General features: G+C 71.2%; 19 protein-coding genes and 3 pseudogenes. 12 read left to right on the top strand and 10 right to left on the bottom strand.

What is annotated here, in order from left to right; genetic code table 11:
- The first annotated feature begins 29 nt into the window (after nucleotides 1–29).
- Together AMK33_RS10255 and AMK33_RS10250 are read left to right on the top strand one after the other, a co-directional pair.
- Nucleotides 30–878 carry a helix-turn-helix domain-containing protein gene (locus AMK33_RS10255; RefSeq protein WP_073932465.1) on the top strand — a complete coding sequence of 283 codons (849 nt, stop codon included), beginning with the start codon at nucleotides 30–32 and terminating at the stop codon, nucleotides 876–878.
- A 9-nt stretch (nucleotides 879–887) separates the two neighbouring features.
- Entirely contained in the window at nucleotides 888–1,079 is a 192-nt protein-coding gene (locus AMK33_RS10250) for a hypothetical protein (RefSeq protein ID WP_073932464.1), read from the top strand.
- A gap of 29 nt (nucleotides 1,080–1,108) precedes the next feature.
- Here AMK33_RS10250 and AMK33_RS41300 read toward each other — a convergent pair whose 3' ends face one another.
- Nucleotides 1,109–2,341 carry an HNH endonuclease gene (locus AMK33_RS41300; protein WP_107425072.1) on the bottom strand — a complete coding sequence of 411 codons (1,233 nt, stop codon included), beginning with the start codon at nucleotides 2,339–2,341 and terminating at the stop codon, nucleotides 1,109–1,111.
- A gap of 81 nt (nucleotides 2,342–2,422) precedes the next feature.
- Nucleotides 2,423–3,118, bottom strand: coding sequence for a nitroreductase family protein (locus AMK33_RS10240; protein WP_079194805.1), 696 nt, complete (start codon nucleotides 3,116–3,118; stop codon nucleotides 2,423–2,425).
- A 135-nt stretch (nucleotides 3,119–3,253) separates the two neighbouring features.
- Between AMK33_RS10240 and AMK33_RS10235 the strand changes: the two genes are divergently transcribed.
- Both AMK33_RS10235 and AMK33_RS10230 read left to right on the top strand, forming a co-directional pair.
- Nucleotides 3,254–3,754, top strand: coding sequence for an Lrp/AsnC family transcriptional regulator (locus tag AMK33_RS10235; RefSeq protein ID WP_073932462.1), 501 nt, complete (start codon nucleotides 3,254–3,256; stop codon nucleotides 3,752–3,754).
- A 249-nt stretch (nucleotides 3,755–4,003) separates the two neighbouring features.
- Nucleotides 4,004–4,225 carry a CarD family transcriptional regulator gene (locus AMK33_RS10230; RefSeq protein WP_073932461.1) on the top strand — a complete coding sequence of 74 codons (222 nt, stop codon included), beginning with the start codon at nucleotides 4,004–4,006 and terminating at the stop codon, nucleotides 4,223–4,225.
- A gap of 571 nt (nucleotides 4,226–4,796) precedes the next feature.
- Here the strand turns inward: AMK33_RS10230 and AMK33_RS10220 are convergent.
- A complete protein-coding gene (locus AMK33_RS10220) occupies nucleotides 4,797–5,666 on the bottom strand; it encodes a class I SAM-dependent methyltransferase (protein ID WP_073932460.1) in 870 nt (289 codons plus the stop codon).
- Nucleotides 5,667–5,753: 87 nt separating this feature from the next.
- On the opposite strand from AMK33_RS10220, the gene AMK33_RS10215 reads away from it, so the two are divergent.
- From AMK33_RS10215 to AMK33_RS10195, 5 genes are all read left to right on the top strand, one after another.
- Entirely contained in the window at nucleotides 5,754–7,172 is a 1,419-nt protein-coding gene (locus AMK33_RS10215) for a sugar ABC transporter substrate-binding protein (protein WP_235618033.1), read from the top strand.
- Nucleotides 7,172–8,116, top strand: coding sequence for a carbohydrate ABC transporter permease (locus AMK33_RS10210; RefSeq protein WP_073932458.1), 945 nt, complete (start codon nucleotides 7,172–7,174; stop codon nucleotides 8,114–8,116). Before AMK33_RS10215 ends, AMK33_RS10210 begins: the two co-directional genes overlap by 1 nt.
- Complete coding sequence (locus tag AMK33_RS10205) at nucleotides 8,113–8,973, top strand: carbohydrate ABC transporter permease (protein ID WP_073932457.1); 861 nt, start codon at nucleotides 8,113–8,115, stop codon at nucleotides 8,971–8,973. Before AMK33_RS10210 ends, AMK33_RS10205 begins: the two co-directional genes overlap by 4 nt.
- Before the next feature lie 155 nt (nucleotides 8,974–9,128).
- Entirely contained in the window at nucleotides 9,129–9,392 is a 264-nt protein-coding gene (locus AMK33_RS10200; protein WP_073932456.1) for a CopG family transcriptional regulator, read from the top strand.
- Nucleotides 9,389–9,802 carry a PIN domain-containing protein gene (locus AMK33_RS10195; RefSeq protein ID WP_073932455.1) on the top strand — a complete coding sequence of 138 codons (414 nt, stop codon included), beginning with the start codon at nucleotides 9,389–9,391 and terminating at the stop codon, nucleotides 9,800–9,802. The genes AMK33_RS10200 and AMK33_RS10195 overlap by 4 nt, the downstream gene beginning before the upstream one ends.
- 81 nt (nucleotides 9,803–9,883) lie before the next feature.
- Here AMK33_RS10195 and AMK33_RS10190 read toward each other — a convergent pair.
- From AMK33_RS10190 to AMK33_RS10170, 5 genes and pseudogenes are all read right to left on the bottom strand, one after another.
- A pseudogene (locus AMK33_RS10190) lies at nucleotides 9,884–10,303 on the bottom strand (fasciclin domain-containing protein); the annotation flags it as partial.
- A gap of 200 nt (nucleotides 10,304–10,503) precedes the next feature.
- Nucleotides 10,504–11,251: pseudogene (locus AMK33_RS10185) on the bottom strand (anti-sigma factor).
- Nucleotides 11,248–11,845, bottom strand: a pseudogene (sigK, locus tag AMK33_RS10180) (ECF RNA polymerase sigma factor SigK). The pseudogenes AMK33_RS10185 and sigK overlap by 4 nt, the downstream one beginning before the upstream one ends.
- A gap of 100 nt (nucleotides 11,846–11,945) precedes the next feature.
- The gene (locus tag AMK33_RS41295; RefSeq protein WP_201263001.1) at nucleotides 11,946–12,671 is read right to left on the bottom strand and encodes a hypothetical protein; all 726 of its coding nucleotides are present in this window, start codon (nucleotides 12,669–12,671) and stop codon (nucleotides 11,946–11,948) included.
- Nucleotides 12,661–13,176: a SigE family RNA polymerase sigma factor gene (locus AMK33_RS10170; RefSeq protein WP_201263000.1), complete on the bottom strand. Its 516-nt coding sequence runs from the start codon at nucleotides 13,174–13,176 to the stop codon at nucleotides 12,661–12,663. Before AMK33_RS10170 ends, AMK33_RS41295 begins: the two co-directional genes overlap by 11 nt.
- A 320-nt stretch (nucleotides 13,177–13,496) precedes the next feature.
- Here AMK33_RS10170 and AMK33_RS10165 point away from each other — a divergent pair, with 320 nt between their 5' ends.
- A complete protein-coding gene (locus AMK33_RS10165) occupies nucleotides 13,497–15,266 on the top strand; it encodes a beta-ketoacyl-[acyl-carrier-protein] synthase family protein (RefSeq protein ID WP_073932452.1) in 1,770 nt (589 codons plus the stop codon).
- Nucleotides 15,267–15,546: 280 nt separating this feature from the next.
- Here AMK33_RS10165 and ku read toward each other — a convergent pair whose 3' ends face one another.
- Both ku and AMK33_RS10155 read right to left on the bottom strand, forming a co-directional pair.
- Nucleotides 15,547–16,587 (bottom strand): non-homologous end joining protein Ku, encoded by a 1,041-nt coding sequence (ku, locus tag AMK33_RS10160; RefSeq protein WP_443030909.1) that lies wholly within the window; start codon nucleotides 16,585–16,587, stop codon nucleotides 15,547–15,549.
- 116 nt (nucleotides 16,588–16,703) lie between these two features.
- Entirely contained in the window at nucleotides 16,704–17,507 is an 804-nt protein-coding gene (locus AMK33_RS10155; protein ID WP_073932450.1) for a nuclease-related domain-containing protein, read from the bottom strand.
- Between the two features lie 99 nt (nucleotides 17,508–17,606).
- On the opposite strand from AMK33_RS10155, the gene AMK33_RS10150 reads away from it, so the two are divergent.
- Complete coding sequence (locus tag AMK33_RS10150; RefSeq protein ID WP_073932449.1) at nucleotides 17,607–18,113, top strand: protein-tyrosine phosphatase family protein; 507 nt, start codon at nucleotides 17,607–17,609, stop codon at nucleotides 18,111–18,113.
- Nucleotides 18,114–18,229: 116 nt separating this feature from the next.
- A complete protein-coding gene (locus AMK33_RS10145) occupies nucleotides 18,230–18,943 on the top strand; it encodes an SH3 domain-containing protein (protein ID WP_073932448.1) in 714 nt (237 codons plus the stop codon).
- Nucleotides 18,944–18,961: the final 18 nt, after the last annotated feature.

Here is an 18,961-nt window from a genome sequence, read left to right as displayed (position 1 = left end):
GCAACCTCTGCCGGATGGAAGGAACCCCGATGCCCCCGAGGACGACCCCCACAGAACGGCAGAAGCGACTGGGAAGTGAGCTACGTCGGATCCGAACTGCGGCAGGGATGTCCGCAGAGTTCGCCGCGGGCCTGCTGGGTGTGGACCGGGGCAAGATCTCCAACATCGAGTCCGGAGTCCGGGGTATCAGCGCCGACCGCCTGCGCACACTGGCCTGCAACTGTGACGTGACCGATGAGACGTACATCGAGGCGCTCGTCGAGATGGCCCAGGCGAGTACGGGTTGGTGGGAGCGCTACCGGGGCATCCTGCCCCAAGGCTTGCTGGACATCGCGGAGACGGAAAACCACGCGGTGCGCATGCGCGGCGCCAACACCGTGCATGTGCCTGGCGTACTTCAGACCTCGGAACAGGCGATGGCCATCTTCCGGGCTGCGGTTCCCGCCTTGCCCGAGCACGAGGTTGCTCTGCGACTTGCGTTGCGTGCCGAACGCCAACAGGTGATCACCGGAGATAGGGCGGTCCCGTACGTGGCGGTCATCCACGAGGCCGCGCTCCGGATGCAGTTCGGCGGTGCCGACGTGGCCCGTGCCCAATTGGAGTACTTGCTGGAGGTGTCCGAGCGGGACAACGTCACCGTGCTTGTTCTGCCCTTCGCCCACGGTGCCTTTCCTGGTGCCGGGCAGACGGTCGTCCACATCGGAGGGCCCGTCCCGCAGCTCGATACGGTGCAGATGGACAGCTCCCACGGGCCCACCTTCCTCCACGCCGAAGGTCAGTTGGCGAAATACCGGGCGCAGCTCGATCTGTTGGAAAGTCTGGCTCTGTCGCCAGAGCAGTCCAGAGACTTCGTCCGCGACATCTCACGCCAACTATGAGGAGTGTCAATGCCCGACATCACCTGGGAAGCCCCGTTCTGCGCCGAGGGCAGCTCCTGCTTCCGTCTCGGTACCGATGCCGACGGCAACGGGTACATAGCTGTCGCCGGTCAGGAGGAGAACCCTCTCACCGATTCCCTCGAAGCCCTGCGCACCCTCATCACCGACATCAAAGCCGGTAAGGCCGACCACCTGCTGTAGGGCCCGCAGCGCCCCGGCCCTGGGCCAGGTCAGCCGATGGCGGGCTTACGAGCGTTGAGGTTGCAGAGATCGCGGTGATAGCCGATGTGTGCCTCGTCCATCGGGTGTCCGGGGTCGCGGCGGAGCGGGCGGGGTTCTCTGTCGCCTCTCGTTCCCCTGACCAGGCCGTCAGGGTCGACGTAGATCTCCAAGCCGTCGAAGAGGACGTGGCAGTTGGCGCACAGGCACAGGAGGTTCTGGAGTTCGTCGGGGCCGTGGTGGGGCCTGCCCAGGCCTCTTATGTGCGCGGCCTCGCTGTAGGGGCGGTTCAGGCGGCGGAGTGCCGTGTCGCAGATCTGGCACCGGTCGCCCTCCAGCTCTTTGACCTTCCTGGCCAGGGCTTCGTCGCGGACGATGACGGAGCGGGTCGCGTCACGGCGTGGTGCGGGGCCGGTCGCCCGCTCGTGCTCGTCATCCGTGTCGGTACCGCTGCTCTCGCCCTCCGACGGGCTCAGCAGGCTGCCCGCTGTGGTGTATCCGGCCAGGCCTATTCGCTCGAAGAGGGCCTGACGGTCGGCGTCCTGGAGATACGTCTCGCAGATCGTGGCGATGGCGTCGAGGCGGGTCACCGGGTCTCGGAGGAGGTCGGCGGTCTCTTCCGTGAAGCCGGCCTGCGGGTGGTGCGCGTCGAGGATGCTCACCTTCGGCATCCCCTTGGCCGAATCGGCCGGTATGCCCTGGACCTCCCACAGTCCGCTGCCCCGGAGATGCCAGAACGGGTACTCCGGTGTGGCCTTCGCGTTGGGGAGGCCGAACTCGACCAGGAGCGGGCCGACCTCGTCCCGGAACTGTGGCCACGGGGTCATGCGGGGCCGTTCGTCGGCTTCGCGGGATATCGCCCACAGGAGGCTCAACGGCTGGTGGCGGCTGGGGGCCGGGTTCCCGGGACCGCGGGAGACCTTGAGTTTCCGGAGGCGCTCCAGCAGGGCGGCAGGGCTGTGGAATGTCTCTCCGGTCTCCACCACGAAGCCGAGCTCGTGCAGACGTCGTGCCACCGTGGCCGCACCTCCGCTGAAGTCCCCCGCGGTCAAGAAGTCGCCCGTGGCGTACCCATGGGCGACACCGGCGATGGCCTTCGAGTCGTAGCGGAGACCGTCCAGGACCATCTCGTACGACCTGGCTCGCCCGAAGCCGTACGTCTGAAGGAAGTCGTCCCGGCCCAGGCGGCGGAACTCTTCGGTCGCCGCGATGACGTCTTCGTACCTGATGTCGCCAAGCCCCATACCCCGAAAGCTAGTCGGACAGTATGACAATCCAGCGGGTGTGGTCCCGGACAGCAGGATCAGGGGCGCGGGGCCGCGTGATCACACTGGCCGGTGCTGGCCCGGGGTCTCCGCGATCGCCTCCGTCAGCGGCTTGCGCGTCAGGTCCGGGACCTCGCAGTCGGCCGCGGCGTAGCCGACGGGGAAGAGGATGTAGGGGCGTTCGTTGCCGGGGCGTTCGCAGATCTCGGTGAGGAAGCCCATGGGGTTGGGGGTGTGGGTCAGGGTGCTCAGCCCCATCGCGTGCAGGGCGGCGATGAAGAGGCCGCACGCGATGCCCACGCTCTCGTTCACGTAGTAGTTCTTGCGCAGCGAACCGTCCGGCATCGCGGTGCTCTTCTCGGCGAAGCAGACGACGATCCACGGCACGACGTCGAGGAAGCTCTTGTCCGAGTCCGTTTCGAGGCGGGCGAGCGCGGCGCGCCACTCGGGTGGGATTCGGCCGCCCTCGTAGTTGACCCGTTCCTCCTCCTCGGCGGCGACCCGGATGCGGTGCTTGGTCTCGGCGTCGCCGATCACGGCGAACTTCCACGGCTGGAAGTGGGCCCCGGAGGGGGCGGTGTTCGCCGCGGCGACGGCGAGGTCGACGCACGCGCGCGGGACCGGCTCGTCGCTGAAGAACCGCACGCTGCGCCGGCGGTTGAGGAACGACACGAAGTCCTTCCCCCGCCGGACCATCTCGGCCTCGTCGTACCGGTCGGGCCGGTACGGGACGAACGGGTGGGTGTGCTGCCTCACGCCTGCTCCTCGTGGACGGGGAGCCACAGCGTGGGCCATGGGCAGTCGATTAGGCAACAGACTCAGTTCTTGCTTGTTAATGTGGCAGAGAATGAGGCGTGATGGTGCCTTCGGGGTGGCAGATCGGCAGGTGCTGTGGCACGACAGGGGCTCGACCCGCTCGACGGTCGGATGCTGCGGCTGCTCCGGGAGCGTCCGCGTGAGGGTCTGCTGGAGATCGCCCGCCGACTCGGCGTCGCGCGCGGCACACTGCAGGCGCGGCTCGACCGGCTGACCGCCTCCGGTGTGGTGACCGGCTACGGACCGGACATGGACGTCGCCGCCCTCGGCCACGTGGTCCAGGCGTTCACCACGTTCGAGGTGGACCAGCCGGCCCGCGCGGCCATCGTCGCGCGCCTGCGGGCCGTGCCGCAGATCCTCGAGGCCCATGTCGTGACGGGCCCCGGCGACATCTGGTGCCGCATCGCGGGCACGAGCAACCAGCACGTGCAACAGGTGATCGACCAGGTCCTCGAGGTACCGGGCGTCCGCCGCAGCACGACGGTCATCGCGCTGAGCCCGGTCATCCCCTACCGGGTCCAGCCCCTGGTCGACGAGGTGGCCGGCCTGTCGGGGAATCCGGACGCACGCGGCTGACCGACCACCGGGGTCCGGTTCGACGGCCGCTTCGAGTCCCTGCCGAACCCGGAACGGTTCAGGGTGATGACGCCGGAAGGGGTCCGTTCCTCGTGTCTCTGCGTGCTCTTCCCGCAGGTCAGTGCGCCCGACGCCGCTCGCACTCGCCGGATCGCGGAGGTCGGCCGGGTGGCGGCGCCGTGGAAGTGTGACGGTTCGGGCGTCGCAGGACCGCAGCCAGCCGGGGACGGCAGGCGCATACTGGGGGCAATGACAAAGTCTGCTGCACCCAAGCGCCATTTGCCCACGAGCCCCTTCAAGGCCCCGGTCACGCTGCCTCCCAAGGAGTTCGCCGTGGGCGACCAGGTCACACACGACATGTACGGCCTCGGCCGGGTCGTCGGTATCGAGGAGGGGATCGCCGCGGTCGTGAACTTCGGTTCGGAGGAACGACGGATCCTGAGCCCGTACTCCAAGATGACCAAGCTGTAGGACCGCCGTGCCCGGTCACGGCACGCCGGGTCCCACCGGGACCCGTAACGAATGGGAGTTCCCTCATCGATCTGACCTCGCAGTTCTCCGCCCTGGAAGGGGCGCCACGCCCTGCTTCCGCGACAGCGCCGCCTCCGACGACACGTCCCTTCCACGCCCCGGACTTCGGGGACGACTGGTCCTTCGGCCCGGACGACGGTCCGGGGTCCTTCCCGGACGCGGGTGTGGCGCGGCCCAAGGCGGCCGGCCGCCGTTCGTGACAGTGGTCCGGCGGTGCCGGACGTGACCGGGCTCACCCACTGGAAAGCGGGTGAGCCCGGTCACGTGTCGGTGACGTCCGGGGCGCGAGCGACTCACGGGGTGGTCGTCGCCGGGGGACGGCTCGGGTGCAGTGAGGGGGACAGCGGCGCCAGCGACGCGCAGAGTGAGGCCGGGAAGGTGGGCTCCCTGTGCTGGATGTCCTGGCAGCCTCCGGCCGAGGCGCGGAACGACACCGTCGTTGCCCCGGGCCACTGTGGGTGTGTGCGGGAAGGACGACCGGTCGGAGACGCAGGGGTACGGCCCGGTGAGGTCACGCGGGTCCCGGTGTGCTCGGGACGCCCGGCCAGGTCGCCGTCACCAGCCAGTGGCGGGCCGTGAGGCGTACGCCCTCCTTCGTCTCGTACGTGCGGAAGGCGTCGGTGGCGGCCTGGCGGGCGCGGGCGACGTCCTCGGGAGCCGCGTCGCGCAGCCAGTGGCGCATCGGGCCCCAGCCGAAGAGGAACTCGGTGGCGTCGGTCGCGTCCGTGCCCCATCCTTGCGGCACTTCGAGCGGGGTGACGGTGATCGCGTCGTAACCGGCTTCGCCCAGCACGTGCCGGGTGCGTGCCGGGTCGGCGAAGGCGGCGGGGCCCGTCTCCGTCTTCTCGGAGAAGTCGGGCAGGGTCACGTGCTCGGCCACCGCCGCGAAGATCACTGACTGGTCCATGCGGTCGACGGACTGCGGGCAGACGAAGGCCAGCCGCCCGCCCGGTCGCAGGGCGCGTCCGATGTTGGTGAACGCGGCGACCGGGTCGGCGAAGAACATGATGCCGAAGCGGCTCAGGGCGACGTCGAAGGAGGCGGGCTCGAACGGGTGCACCTGGGCGTCGGCCCGGAGGTAGGTGACGTTGGTGAGGTGGTCCGCGGCGGTGCTCGCGCGGGCCCGTTCCAGCATGGGGGCCGACAGGTCGACGCCCACGGCGTGGTCCGCGGTGCGGGCGGCCAGCCGGGTCAGGTGTCCGTTGCCGCAGCCGATGTCGAGGACGCCGTCCGTGTCCCGGATGTGGGCGGCGGACAGGAGCGGGGCGTTGGTGGGGTCGTTGAGGGCGTCGTAGCGCGACTGGTGGTCGGCCCAGTGCCGGCCTTCGTAGCCGTTCCACGCCTCGGACTGGTGGGTGTTCACGATCCGGTTGTCGGCCATACGTCCCATGGTGCCCTGTCGGCCCGCCCGTACCGCTGCATCACTCATCGGCGTTCACGTATATAAATTCCATCTTACAGTCTAGATGTGGGAGAGAGTCTGTGCGTAGAGTCCGGTCACCTCGCCCGTACGGACTGGACGGAGACCCTCGTGTCCAAGCAACTCCGTAAGCAAGAAGGAGGGCGGCGGTTCGGCGCGCTCGCCGCCGTTCTCGCCGTAGCCGCCGTCGCCGCCACCGGGTGCTCCTCGGGTGGATCAGGTCAACAGCAGGACGAGTCGGCTCCGTTGGAGGTGTGGATCCGGCAGGACGCCGGCAGTCCGGCCGCGGAGTCGGCTCAGGCGCTCACCGAGGCGTTCAGCAAGAAGAGCGGCATCGAGGCGAAGCTGGTCGCCGTCGGCGTGACGGACTTCGAGACCAAGCTCCAGCAGCGCACGGCGCAGAAGGACCTGCCGGACATCGTCATCAACGACACCGGCCAGCTGGGGAACCTGGTGACCCAGGGGCTGGTCCGTGAGGTCGACCGCGAGGGTGTCGCCGGGAGCGCCGACATCGCCGACCGGGCCTGGGAGGCGGCACGGGGGTACGACGGCAAGTACTACGGGGTGCCCTTCAACTCGCAGGCCTTCGCGCTGCTGATACGCAAGGACTGGCGGGAGGAGGTGGGGGCGGACGTACCGAAGTCGTGGGACGAACTGACCGAGCTGGCCGTCAAGTTCACCGAGGAGGACCCGGACGGCAACGGGAAGGACGACACCGCCGGGATGGTGGTGCCGGGGACCACCACCCGCGGCTATCTGACCTGGTGGTTCTCCACCATGCTGTGGTCGGAGGGCGGCGGGTTCGTCGAGAAGCAGGGCGACGGCTACGCGCCCGCGATCGACGGGGCCGCGTCCGTCGAGGCCGTGGAGAAGCTGCAGGCGATGTTCTGCGACTCCAAGGTCGTCCAGCCGGGCGCCAGTACCGCCGACTCCTCCACCACGCACACCGTCTTCGAGAGCGGCAAGGGCGGCATCTACCTCACCGGGCCGTACATGCTGCCGCGCTTCGACGGGTCGCTCGGCAAGGACAAGTACGAGGTCGTCGCGGCCCCTCCGGGCGCCGGCGGGACGGCGACCGCCCTGGCCGAGGGCGAGAACGTCTACATGATGGCCGGTTCGGCCAACGAGAAGGGCCAGCAGGAGTTCGCCGAGTTCGCCGCCTCCCCCGCCGGGCAGAAGATCGGCCTCGGGGTCGACAACGGCGGCATCATCGTCCGGCTGCCGGTCAACACCACGGTGGACGGGGCCGCCGAGCGCGGCGACCCGCGCTGGGACGTCTTCCAGAAGGCCTACGACACGTCCGGCCGCAACGCGCCGGCCCTGCCCAACTGGTCCACCGTCCGGCAGATCTCCTCCGAGGGCCTCAACGGCGTCGTCTCCGACTGCTCGCGCGACGTGGCCGGGGCGATGGGCAAGCTGGCCGGCGAGATCGACGAGGAGCTCGAGAAGCAGGGGGCCAAGGGCTGATGGCGGTGACGGAGGCGCGGACGTCGTCGCGCGGGACGGGCGGTGTCCGGCGTCCGCCCCGTACGGCGCCGCCGATGACGACGCGGTTGCGGCGGGCCGCGACGCCCTGTCTCTTCCTCGCGCCGGCCCTGCTGCTGTTCCTGTACTTCAAGTTCATCCCCATGGCGCAGGCCGTGCGGATGAGCTTCGAGGAAGTACGGCCGTTCCTCGGGAACACCTATGTCGGCGGGGCCAACTACTCCGAGATCGCCGGAAGTTCCGACTTCGGGGCGGCGGTGTGGCACACGGTGGTCCTGGCCGTGGCCACGACCGCCGGCTCGATCGTGCTCGGGCTGGCGCTGGCCCTGCTGCTGGAGGGGCAGACCCGGTCGCTGTGGTTCATCCGGTCGGCGATCTTCCTGCCGGTGGTCACGGCCATGGCGGTGGTGGCCGAGGTGTGGCGGGTCATGTACTACCCGGCCGAGGGCGGCGCGCTGAACTCGGTGCTGTCCGTCTTCGGCATGGGGCCCAGCGAGTTCCTCAACTCGCCGGACAGTTCGCTGGCGTCCATCGCCTTCGTCGGCATCTGGCGGGGCGCCCCGTACGACATGATGATCTTCCTGGCGGGGCTGGCCGGGGTGGACCGGGTGCTCTACGAGGCGTCGGCGGTCGACGGGGCCTCGCGCTTCCGCCGGATCTGGCACGTCACGCTGCCCGGACTGCGGCCGGTGTTCGCGATCCTGCTGACCCTGGCCGCGATCCGGGGCCTGCGGATCTTCACCGAGGTGTTCCTGCTCACCAACGGCGGGCCCGACGGCTCGACCGAGGTGCTGCTGACACTGACGTACAAGCTCGGTCTCGAACGCAACGAGCTGGGGGTCGCGGCGGCCGGGACCGTACTGCTGTTCCTGGTTCTGCTGGTGCTGACCGTGGCCTCGCGCCTGCGCCGTAAGGAGGTCCGATGAGGAACGACACCGCGCTCGGACTGCAGGAGGCGCGCGGGCCGTGGGCCCGGGTGCTGCGGTTCGTCCTGTACACCGTTCTCTTCGCGGTCTTCGCGGGGCCGCTGCTGGCGCTGATGATCGGCGCCTTCACACCGACCGTGGACCCGACGCAGTTCACCCTGCTTCCCGACCGGCTGTCCCTGGACAACCTGGAACGGGCGATCGACCGGAATGTTCTGGACTATCTCCTCAACTCCTTCCTCGTGGTGGGCGGGGGGCTGGCCCTCCAGGTGCTGGTCAGCGTCTTCGCCGGGTACGCGCTGGCCCGCAAGCGGTTCCGCGGTTCGGCGGTGGTGCTGGTGCTCGTCCTGGCGACGATGATGCTGCCGGAGGAGGTGCTGGCCGTACCGCTGTCGGTGCTGCTGGCGGATCTGCCGGTGCTGCACGTCAGTCTGGTCGGCTCGCTGGTCGGCATGATCGTGCCGGTGGCGGCGTGGGGCTTCTCGATCCTGGTGATGACCGAGTTCATGAAGGAGATCCCCAAGGAGCTGGAGGAGTCGGCGCGGCTGGACGGCGCGGGTGAGCTGCGGGTCTTCTGGCAGGTCGTGCTGCCGCTGTGCCGGCCCGCGCTGGGGGTGATCGGCATCTTCGGGTTCACGATGATCTGGGACCAGTACATGCTGCCGCTGCTGGTCGCCACCGACCCGGCCCAGTACACCCTGCCGCTGGCGCTGCGCTCCCTGCGCTCGGACGACCAGGTGGGCATCGGGGTGCTGCTGGTGGGGGCCTTCCTGGCGATGCTGCCGTCGGTGCTCGCCTTCCTTGCGCTGCAGCGGTCGTTCATCCGGGGGCTGACGTCGGGGGCGGTCAAGGGGTAGGGCGGTGGCACGGCCGCCGCGGTGGAACGGGGTTCTCAACGGTCGGCGAAGGTTTCGCCGACCGGCGGCCTTCGGCGGGCTTTCTGTGGTGGGCGAAGGATCAGCCCGCTTGACATCCCGGCTCAGGTGGGAGGATGAGAGGTAGGATGAGTGGCATGAGTGAGCCTACCGGCAAGTATTCGATCACCATGCCGCGTGACATCGCCGAAGCGGCCAAGGCCCGCAGTGGTCCGTCGGGGCTGTCCGCCTATGTCGCCGCCGCTGTCGCCCGCCAGATCGAACGCGACAATCTCAACGAGCTCATCGCCGTTGCCGAAGCCGAGCACGGGCCCGTCACCGAGGACGAGATCCTGGCCCTGCGCGATCAGCTCCACCAGGCCCGGCAGCAGCAGACGCCGGGCGGAGCGAACGCCGCGTGAGCCGCTCCCCCGCCGTCCCGGGCGGCACGCTGGTGCTGGACAGCGAAGGGCTCGCCAAGGCCGTCCTCCGCGACCGCGCGGTCACCGCCTGGCTCGCCCTCGCCCGCGCCGACGACCTGCGGGTGATCACGTCCACGGCCACGCTCGTGGAGGTCGTCCACCCTCGCATCAACCGCCCCGCCCTGGAATGGACCCTTTCCCGCCTCGTCGTCGAACCCGTCACCGAGCCGATCGCCCGCCACGCCGCCGCCCTGCTCGCCGACGCCGGACTGCACGGCCACAAGTACGCCATCGACGCGATGCTCAGCGCGACCGCCCTGGCCGCTCCCGGGCCCGTCACCGTGCTCACCTCGGACCCGGAGGACATCACCGCGTTCTGCGGAACACTCGCCACCGTCATCAAGGTCTGACGCCGGGGACCGTCCTGTCCGGCGCGGAAGCACGTCCCGGGCGCCTTGCCGCGTGGCGCCCGGGACGTGCCCGGTGTGGTGTCAGGAGGCCGGCATCAGGACCGTGTCGATGATGTAGACGTTCGCGTTGGCGGTCTTGACGTTGCCGCAGACCACCTTCGCGGAGTCGTTGACGGTGTAGTCCCCGTCCGCGCCGGACGTCGTCAGCTTCGACTTCTGCAGGGTTTCGAAGGAGCCGTTCCCCAGGTCCTCGGGGGTGAGCTTCTGGCCCACCACGTGGTAGGTGAGGATGTTCGCGAGCTGCTCCTTGTCGGCCAGCACCTTGTCCAGGGTGTCCTTCGGGATCTTCGCGAAGGCGTCATTGGTGGGCGCGAACACCGTGATGTCCTCGGCGTTGTTGAGGGTGTCGACCAGGCCGGCCTTCTTCACCGCCGTCACCAGGGTGGACAGGGCCGGGTTGTTGGACGCGGCGGTGGCCACCGGGTCCTCGGCCATGCCGCCACCGGTTCGGCGACGGCGAGCGCGGAGAACCCGGCCAGTGCTCCGCTCAGCGCACCCAGGGGGTATCGCGTTTTCTTCTCGTCGTCGGTCACGTGGGGAATCCGGCCCCGAAAGGCCGGCGGATTGGTCTCTCACCCGATTCGGTGAATCTTTTTTCAACGGCCGGTCCGCATCAATCCGCACGCGTTCCCGCAACGGATTCAGGTGGGGAGTTCCATCAGGGCGAGCGGGTCGGAGGTGGGCCGGCGGGAGCCGCCCTCTGGTTCGACGGTGATGCCCATGGCGGACGCGCCGTCGAAGGCGCCCTTCATCAGGACGGCCTGGTCGGTGCGGCCGGGGTCCATCAGGCCCGCGGACCGCATGGTGCCACCGTCGTCGAACCAGAGCTGGTAGACCTTGCCACCGGGCGGGCGTGCCATGCCGGAGACGACGAACACCGCCCTGTCCCGGTCCCGGGAGACGACGACGGTGCCGGTGGCGCCGTCGCCCAGGGACGCGGCCCGGGTCGTGGCGTCCGGGGCGGCCAGTACGGCGGCGATCTCCTCCGTGCCCTGTTCGGCGCGGCGGGCCTGCTCCCGGGCGTCCTCGGCGCGTTCGTACTGCCAGACGGCCGTGCCGCCGAGCGCGGCGGCCGCCGCCAGACAGGCGGCCAGCGCCCAGCGGGACAGCCGGTGTGCCCGTACGGCCGTACGGGCCGGGCGGGGAGTGGCCGGCGGGCCGGGCGGCTGCTGGCGGACGGTGGTGACGCGGCGCAGCACCTGTTCCCGCATCGCGGGGCGGGGCGGAGAGGGCGAGGCCCAGGCGGGCGGCGGTGGCGGCGAGTTCGGCGGTCTCCCGCGCGCACGGTTCGCAGTCGGCGAGGTGGCGTTCGAAGGTCTCGCGTTCGTCGTCGGGCAGGGCGTGCAGGGCGTAGGCGCCGGTCATCCGGTGCAGGTCGGCGGTGGTCACGCGGTCACCCCCAGGCAGTCGCGGAGCCGGATGAGGCCGTCGCGCAGCCGGGTCTTGACCGTGTCCAGCGGGAGCGTCAGCGCTTCCGCCACCTGGCGGTAGGTCAGGCCGCGGCAGTAGGCCAGAGTGACGGCCTGGTGCTGGATCTCGGTGAGGGTGGCAGGCAGCGGCGTACCTGTTCGCGTTCGATGCGGGCCTCGATCTGTTCGACGACCTCGTCGTACTCGGGCATCCGGGCCAGGGCGGCGGCCTTGTGGTCGGGGCCTCCGCGGACCGCACCCGGTCCACGGCGCGGCGGTGGGCCAGGGTGAGGATCCAGTTGATGGCGGTGCCGCGGTCGGGGCGGTACGCGGGGGACGTGCGCCACACCTCGACCAGGACCTCCTGGGCCACCTCCTCCGACTGGGCCTGGTCCCGCAGTACGGAGCGGACGACTCCGAGGACCGGGCTCACCACCCGGTCGTAGACCGAGGCGAACGCCTCCTCGTCCCCGAGCGCGACGCGGCCCACCAGTTCCTGGAGATCCGGCTCCCACGAGGGGTTTCCGCCGATGTGGACTGCTTCTTTCGCGTGGGCCCTCCGCGGTCGGGACATCTCCGGGCGTAATCCGGTCCTGCGGGCGTCGCGGATTGGTCGCCGGAGGGAGAAATCGCAGGTGGCCGCCGAGGGCAGGGGGCCGGCCGGCGGGCGGGGGTCAGCCTCCCGCGTCTCCCATGCCTCCCGTGCCTCCCGTGCTTCCCGAAGTCGGTGCGGAGGTCGTCGCCCTCTCGTCCGGGGTGGCCGTCGACGTGATCTCGATGTGGTCGCCCGTCCGTGCCCGGGTGTAGAACCACTCCGCGTCCGTGGGGCTCATGCCCAGCCAGCCCGTCTCGGCGGAGAGGGCGGCGAGCGCCTTGGTGTCGAAGGCGAGGGCGCCCGCGTAGACCGGCTGCCGGTCGGGGGTGCGCAGCTCCACCAGGTAGGGGACCTTGACCGCCTTGCCGGACCTGGTGATGCCTTCGAGCGGCAGCGTCTTGAGGTCGGTCTTGGCCGTCACCGTCATCCGGCTGCCGGGCGGGAACCGGCGGAAGGAGTGCGAGTCGACGCGCATGACGCGCTCGCCGAGCGTGAGGGTGTGGCGGCCCAGGTCCAGGACGCCGGCGGAGGCGGGGACCGGGGTCGCCGTGGTGGGGGCGGGGGTGCGGGCGTCCGATGCCGCGGCCGGGGTACGGCCGTTCCGGGCGGGTTCCCCGGTGTGCAGGGTGAACGCGACGGCCGTCAGCACGCAGGCCGCCGTGGCCGCCGTGCCGAGCGCGGCGGTCGCCCTGCGGCGGCGGGAGCGGCGCCGGGCGCGGTCGCGGATCTCCGCGGCACCGACGCGCGGCGGGGTCTCGTGCCGTGCGGCCAACTCGCGCAAGGCACCGGCGAGTTCATCCGACACGGCCACTCTCCCTCCAGGCCGGCTCCTCGGCCTCGTCCACCGTCAGGTGTCTGGCCAGTGCCGCCCGTCCGCGGGACAGCCTGGCCTTGACCGTGCCCACGGGTGCACCTGTTTCGGAGGCTACCTGTTCGACACTGAGGTCGCACAGGTGGTGCAGGACGACGGCCATGCGCTGCTGCTCCGGCAGTTGGCGCAGCGCGGCGACCAGGGCGGTGCGGTCGGGGCCCGGTCCGGGGGTCGTCTCCTGCGGCGGGGTGCGCCGCACCAGTTCCAGCCAGCGTCTCGTACGGCGCCAGCGGCTCACCGCGAGGCGCATGGCGACGGTGCGCACCCACGCCTCGGGCGCCTCGTCGGCGAGCAGCTTCCGACGCCGGTCCCAGGCCCGTACGAACGCCTCCTGGACCACGTCCTGGGCCTCGCCGAGGTCCCCGGTGAAGGCGTACAACTGCCCGGTCAGACGGGGGAACGCGGTCGCGTAGAAAGCGTCGAACTCTTCCTCGGTCATGCCCTCCACCGGTGTCTCGGATGCCCCGTGCAACCCGGCCGTCCCCGCTGCGTACAGGTGTCGCACACATCGAAGCACACCGTTCCCCGTCGGCGAGCGGGAGTGTCGGGCGATTCGTGACGTTTTGCACATACGGGCTACGGCCGGGTAACTCACCGGCCCCGCCCGCGCGTTGCCGGGTGTGTCTCCCGTCACCCTCCTGGTAGAACATGGCAAAACGGACATGCCCGTGATTCAACAATGGTCCGTTCGCATGTCGTACAGAACACTCGTAACCGCCCCCAGTACGACAGTTCGGACCAAAGAGAGCATGCGCGGCCATGACCCACTCCCCCGAAACGCCTGAAGTACCCATACGCCCGTACGCGGTCACCGCCGCCGAGGTCGTTCCCGGTGACCTGTTCGCCCTGTCCCGCGAGGACGCGGTGCGGCACCGGTGGCACGTCGTGACGCACACGCTGCCCGAGGGCCCGGAGGTGATCCGGGTCACGCTGCGGCCGCCGCTCGGCGGGGCGGACCACGAGGAGGCGCTGCGCCGCGACCAGCGGGTGACCGTCGCCGGGCGGCGGTTGGACGTGGCCGCGGTCCCGCGGGTGAGCTCGCCGGTCCTCGACGACGTGGAGTTCCGGGACGGGGACCGGGTGCGCACCCTGCGCGCCGTCGATCCGGAGGCCGAGGAGGTGACGTACGTCCGCCGCTGGGGCGCCTGGCACGCCGACGGTGAGGGCGCGGCCGGGCCCGTGTCCGACGCCGAGGTGCGCCGGTGGGCCGCCGGGGCCGACCGGGAGGGCGACGTCGTACGGCACGAACCGCGCCCCGTGCGGGCGGCGGAGGCGGCCGGGGCGCGGCGGGTGGTCGTCACCGGGCTCGGTGCCGTCACCCCGCTGGGCGTCGGTGCGGGCGAGTTGTGGCAGGGACTGCTCGAAGGACGGCACGGCATACGGGAGTTGGCGGGCGAGGAGTTCGACGGGCTGCCGGTGCGGATCGCCGGGACCGTGCCGGTGGACCCGGCCGGGCTGCTGCCCCGGCAGGCGGCGCGGCGGATGAACCGGGCCGCGCAGTTCGCCGTGCTGGCGGCGCGGGAGGCGTGGGCCGACGCGGGGTACGCGGACGGCGGTACGCGCGAGAGCGGGCTCGATCCGGAGCGGGTCGGGGTGAGCCTCGGCGCCATCCTCGGGGACGCGTCGGTGCTGGTCGGCGGGGACCGGAGGCTGCGGGAGAAGGGGCCGCGCGGTGTCTCACCGCTGACCACGCCGATGACGGTGCCCTCGCAGGCGGCCTCGCAGGTCTCCCTCGACCTGCACATCACCGGTGAGGCGCGCACCGTGACCAGCGCGTGCGCCTCCGGGACCGAGGCGATCGGGCAGGCGGTCGACCGCATCCGGTACGGGCGGGTCGACGTCGCCCTCGCGGGCGGTGCCGAGGCGGTCGTGACGCCGGCGATCATGGCGTCCTTCGCGGCGATGCGGGCGCTGGCCGAGGGTGACCCGGCCGGGGGCTCGCCGTCGCACCCGTTCGCCAAGGACCGTGACGGGTTCGTCAACGGGGAGGGGGCGGGGGTGCTCGTCCTGGAGTCCGAGGAGCACGCGCGCGCCCGTGGGGCCCGTGTCTACTGCGAGGCCGCCGGGTGGGGGCTGTCCGCCGACGCCCACCACGTCGCGGCGCCGGATCCGTCCGGCGACGGCATCGCGCTCGCGCTGCGGCGGGCCGTGCGGGACGCGGGGGGCCAGGTGGCGGACGTGGTCCACGTCAACGCGCACGCCACCGCCACGGTCGACGGCGATCTCGCGGAGGCCCGGGCGCTGCGGGGCGTGCTCGGGCGGCAGAACGTGCCGGTCACGGCTCTGAAGGGGCACCTGGGGCACCTTCAGGGGGCCGCGGGCGGGGTGGAGGCGGTCGCCGCGGTGCTCACGCTGCACCACCGGGTGGTACCGGCGACGGTGGGCTGCGGGGAGGTCGACGACGCGATCGACCTGGACGTGGTGCGGGGGGAACCGCGGGCACTGTCGGACGGCGGTGATCTGGTGCTGAGCAACTCGTTCGGGTTCGGTGGGCACAACGCGGTGCTGGCGCTGAGGCGGGTGGCGTAGCGCGGAGCCGGTGGCCGGGTGCGGCGCCGGCGGCCGGGTGCGGCGCCTGCGCGCCGCCCGCACACGCCGCCCTCATGGCGCCCATATGGCACCCTCGCGCCGCCCCGCGCGGGCGGCCTCGTAGCGCCCACACGCCGCCCACACAGCCATCCTCACGGTGCCCTCATGGCGTCCATACGGCGCCTTCGCGGCGCCCGCGTGCCGCCCGCGCGGGCGGCCTCGTAGCGCCCTCGCGGCGCCGACGTGACGCCGGCGTGCGGGCCGCCGGATCCGCGGTGGGTCAGGCCGAGCGCTTGCGGGACGGTGTCCCCGTCTCCGGGGTCTTCTTCGAGGGGGCTTTCTTCGAGGAGGTCTTCCCGGCCGTACTCCCGGCCGTGCTCTTCGCCGCCGTCTTCTTCTTCTCGGCCTGGCTCGTCTTCGACGTCGACTTGCGCGCCGGGGACGCCGTCTTCTTCTCCGCCTTCGACGTGGACTTCCTGCCGCCGGTCTCCTTCGGGGACGAGCGGGACGTCCTGCGCTGCGGCAACCGCTTGACCTCGGCCTCGTCCGGCTCGCCGCGGACCGCGCGGACGCTCCGCTCCAGGGCCGTCGTCAGGTCCAGGACCTCGACACCGCGCTCCGGTTCGGGCGCCTCGGGCAGGGCCTCGCCGGAGATCTTGGCGGCGACGACCTGCTCCACCGCCTCGCGGTACTCGTCGCGCAGGTCCTCCAGGCCGACCTCGCTGAGGGCGTCCACCAGGTCGTCCGCGAGGTTCAGCTCCTTGTCGTGGAGGGTGACGTCCGCGTCGGGGGCGATCCCTTCGGGGGCGCGGACCTCGTCCGGCCAGAGCAGACCGTGCAGGGCGATCGCCTCGCCGACCACGCGGAGCATGCCCAGGCGCTCCCTGCCCCGCAGCGCGAACTTCGCGATGGCCACCCTGTTGCCGCGCTTCAGGGCCTCCCGCAGGAGCGTGTACGGCCTGGCGGCCGGTGCCCTGCCCGCCGCCAGGTAGTACGCGGCGCTCATCTGGAGCGGGTCGATGCTGTCCTCGGGGACGAAGGTGACGATCTCGATCGTCCTGGCGGTGGGGATCGGCAGGTGGGCCAGGTCCTCGTCGGTGATCGGGATGATCGTGCCGTCCGCCTCCTCGTAGCCCCTGCTGATCTCCTGGGCGGTGACCTCGCGGTCCTCCAGCTCGCAGAACTTGCGGTGACGGATCCGGCCACCGTCCTCCGTGTGGATCTCACGGAAGGGGACCGCATGGCTCTCGGTGGCGTTCACGAGCTTGATCGGGATCCTGACCAGGCCGAACGAGATCACGCCGTTCCAGATGGATCTCATGTGCAGCACCTTTCCGGTCCGGCCGTCCGCCGATCACAGTCGGAGCGTTTGTCATACTTTGCACGAGATTCTCATCTTATGGCGTTCCTCGCCGAGAGGGCGGCGGGGGCGGCCGGTCACAGCCGGGACCAGGTGTTCCGGTCCCGGGCCATCGCGTGCAGGGCCTCCGTGTCGGCCGGTTTCAGGACTCCGCCCGTGCGGGTCAGGGTCTCCACGTCGGCGTCCGTCAGGACGCGCACCTCGCGGGGCGGGACCGGGACCGTCACGGCCGACGCGCCGACCAGGACCAGCACGGGGCGGACCTCGGCCGTCAGGGCGTGGGAGGCATGGTCGGCGTCGGCCCGGACCCTGTGCAGCAGAGGGCGCGGCTCGCGGCGGCCCAGGGCGACCCGGGGGTCGGCGACCGTCACCCGCTGCCGGTGGGCGTACAGGGCGTGGACGGCGTACAGCCCGCCGGGGCCGATCAGCAGGTGGTGGATGCGGTCGCCGCCGGGCAGCGGGATCGAGTGCAGGGTGTGCCAGCCGGCGCCGTCCATGCGGTCCAGGGCCTCGCCCACCGTCCGCTCCGCGGTGAGCGCCCTGCGGCGCGGGTCCGGGCGGAGGCGGCGGGCCGGGCCGGGAGCGCGGTCGAGGTCGATCAGCAGGGCCTCGCCGGGGCGGTTCGGCGCGAGGTCGTCGTCGGGGTGCAGGGACAGACGTGCCAGCTCGGCGGGGGTGGGGACCGGGGGCGGGCCGACCGAGACCGGGCCGGCGAGGAAGGGGCCCAGCGCGGTGAGCACGTCCTCCTCGTGGTCCTCGCCGAGCAGGTTGACCCTGGCCGTCTCACGGTCGTACCAGGCGAGGTTCCGGCCGTCCGGGAGGCAGACGTACAGCCTTTCCCGGCCGTGCCACCAGGTCGGTATGACGCGCAGTCCGTCCATGCATCATCACCTCACGTCCATGGGAACAGGCGGGTGCTCCGGGGGCAAGAAGGCGGTTACCTTGGAGAGGAGTTGGGCGGTGAGGGTGGGGAGGCGCCGTTGCGTACCCGCAGGAGACAACCCGACGTACCGGCTCCGGACAGTCCGTGGAACGAGGTCGTGCCCGGCCTGTGGATGGGCGGGCACGAGTTCCGGGGTCTTTCCGGCCGGCTGGAGTTCGCCGTGGTGAACCGGCAGTTCGATCTCGTGCAGACGCTGCTGCGGCTGCCCGGGCACGGGCCGGATCCCGGGGTCGAGCACCAGGTGTGGCCGATCCCCGACGGACCGCTGGACGGGACACAGCTCGCGGGCGTGATCCGGCTGGCCGAGGCGGCGTGCGAGGCACTGGACGGCGGCCGTACGGTCCTCGTGCGCTGTTACCACGGGTACAACCGCTCGGGTCTGGTGGTCGCGCACGCGCTGGTACGGCAGGGCAGGACCGCCGAGGCGGCGATCCGGCTGATCCGCTCCCGCCGCTCGTCCTGGGCCCTGCACAACGACCTGTTCGTCGACTACCTCCGTGCCGGGCTGCCCACGGCGCGGCTGCTGGAGGAGCTGGCGGAGTAGGCGGGGCGGGTGGCGCCGTCCCCGATGGCGCAGCAGGGCGGGCGGGTGCGGAGGGCCGCTCCTAGTGTGGCGATAAGTCACCTTCGACCCGTTTTCCCCGCATGTGGAGGTACCCCATGTCCCCACGTCCCCCGCTCACCCGCCGCCTGCCCATAGCTCTCGCCGCCGGGGCCCTCGCGGTCGCGACCGCCGTCACCCCCGCCGTCGCCGCCGACGACCCGAACCAGGGCGGCGGCCAGGGGAACTGGAGCCAGCAGGGCGGCAATGGCAACGGCAACAACAACCAGCAGGGCGGCAACGGCAACGCCGACCAGCAGGGCGGCGGCCACCAGCAAGGCGGTGGCGGCAACGGCAACCAGCAGGGCGGCAACAACAACCAAGGCAACCAGCAGGGCGGTAACGGCAACGGCAACCAGCAAGGCGGTGGCGGCAACCAGCAGGGCGGCAGCCACCAGCAAGGCGGTGGCGGCAACGGCAACCAGCAAGGCGGTGGCGGCAACCAAGGCAACCAGCAGGGCGGCAACAACAACCAGGGCAACCAGGCCGGCGGCCACCACCAGGGCGGCCAAGGAAACCTTGGCAACCAGGGCGACCAGGGCCAGTACAAGGGTGTCGTCACGGCGAACTCCCTGGCCCTGCGCAGCGCCCCGAACCGGGGTTCGCAGATCATCCGGTACGCCCACAAGGGCGACGTCGTCTCGATCTTCTGCAAGGTCCCGGGCGACAAGGTGGACCACAACCCCCTCTGGTACCTCCTCACGGACGGCACCTGGGCCTGGGGCCCGGCCGCCCACATCGACAACCTCGGTCCCGCGCCACGCTGGTGCTGATGAGCGAAGCACGCGAGG

Origin of the sequence: Streptomyces sp. CB02400, assembly GCF_001905725.1 — a bacterium.
In the GTDB taxonomy this organism is placed as follows: Bacteria; Actinomycetota; Actinomycetes; order Streptomycetales; family Streptomycetaceae; genus Streptomyces; species Streptomyces atrovirens.
The sequence above is the reverse complement of the archived record's forward strand: the minus strand, read 5'-3'. Positions and strand labels throughout refer to the sequence as shown.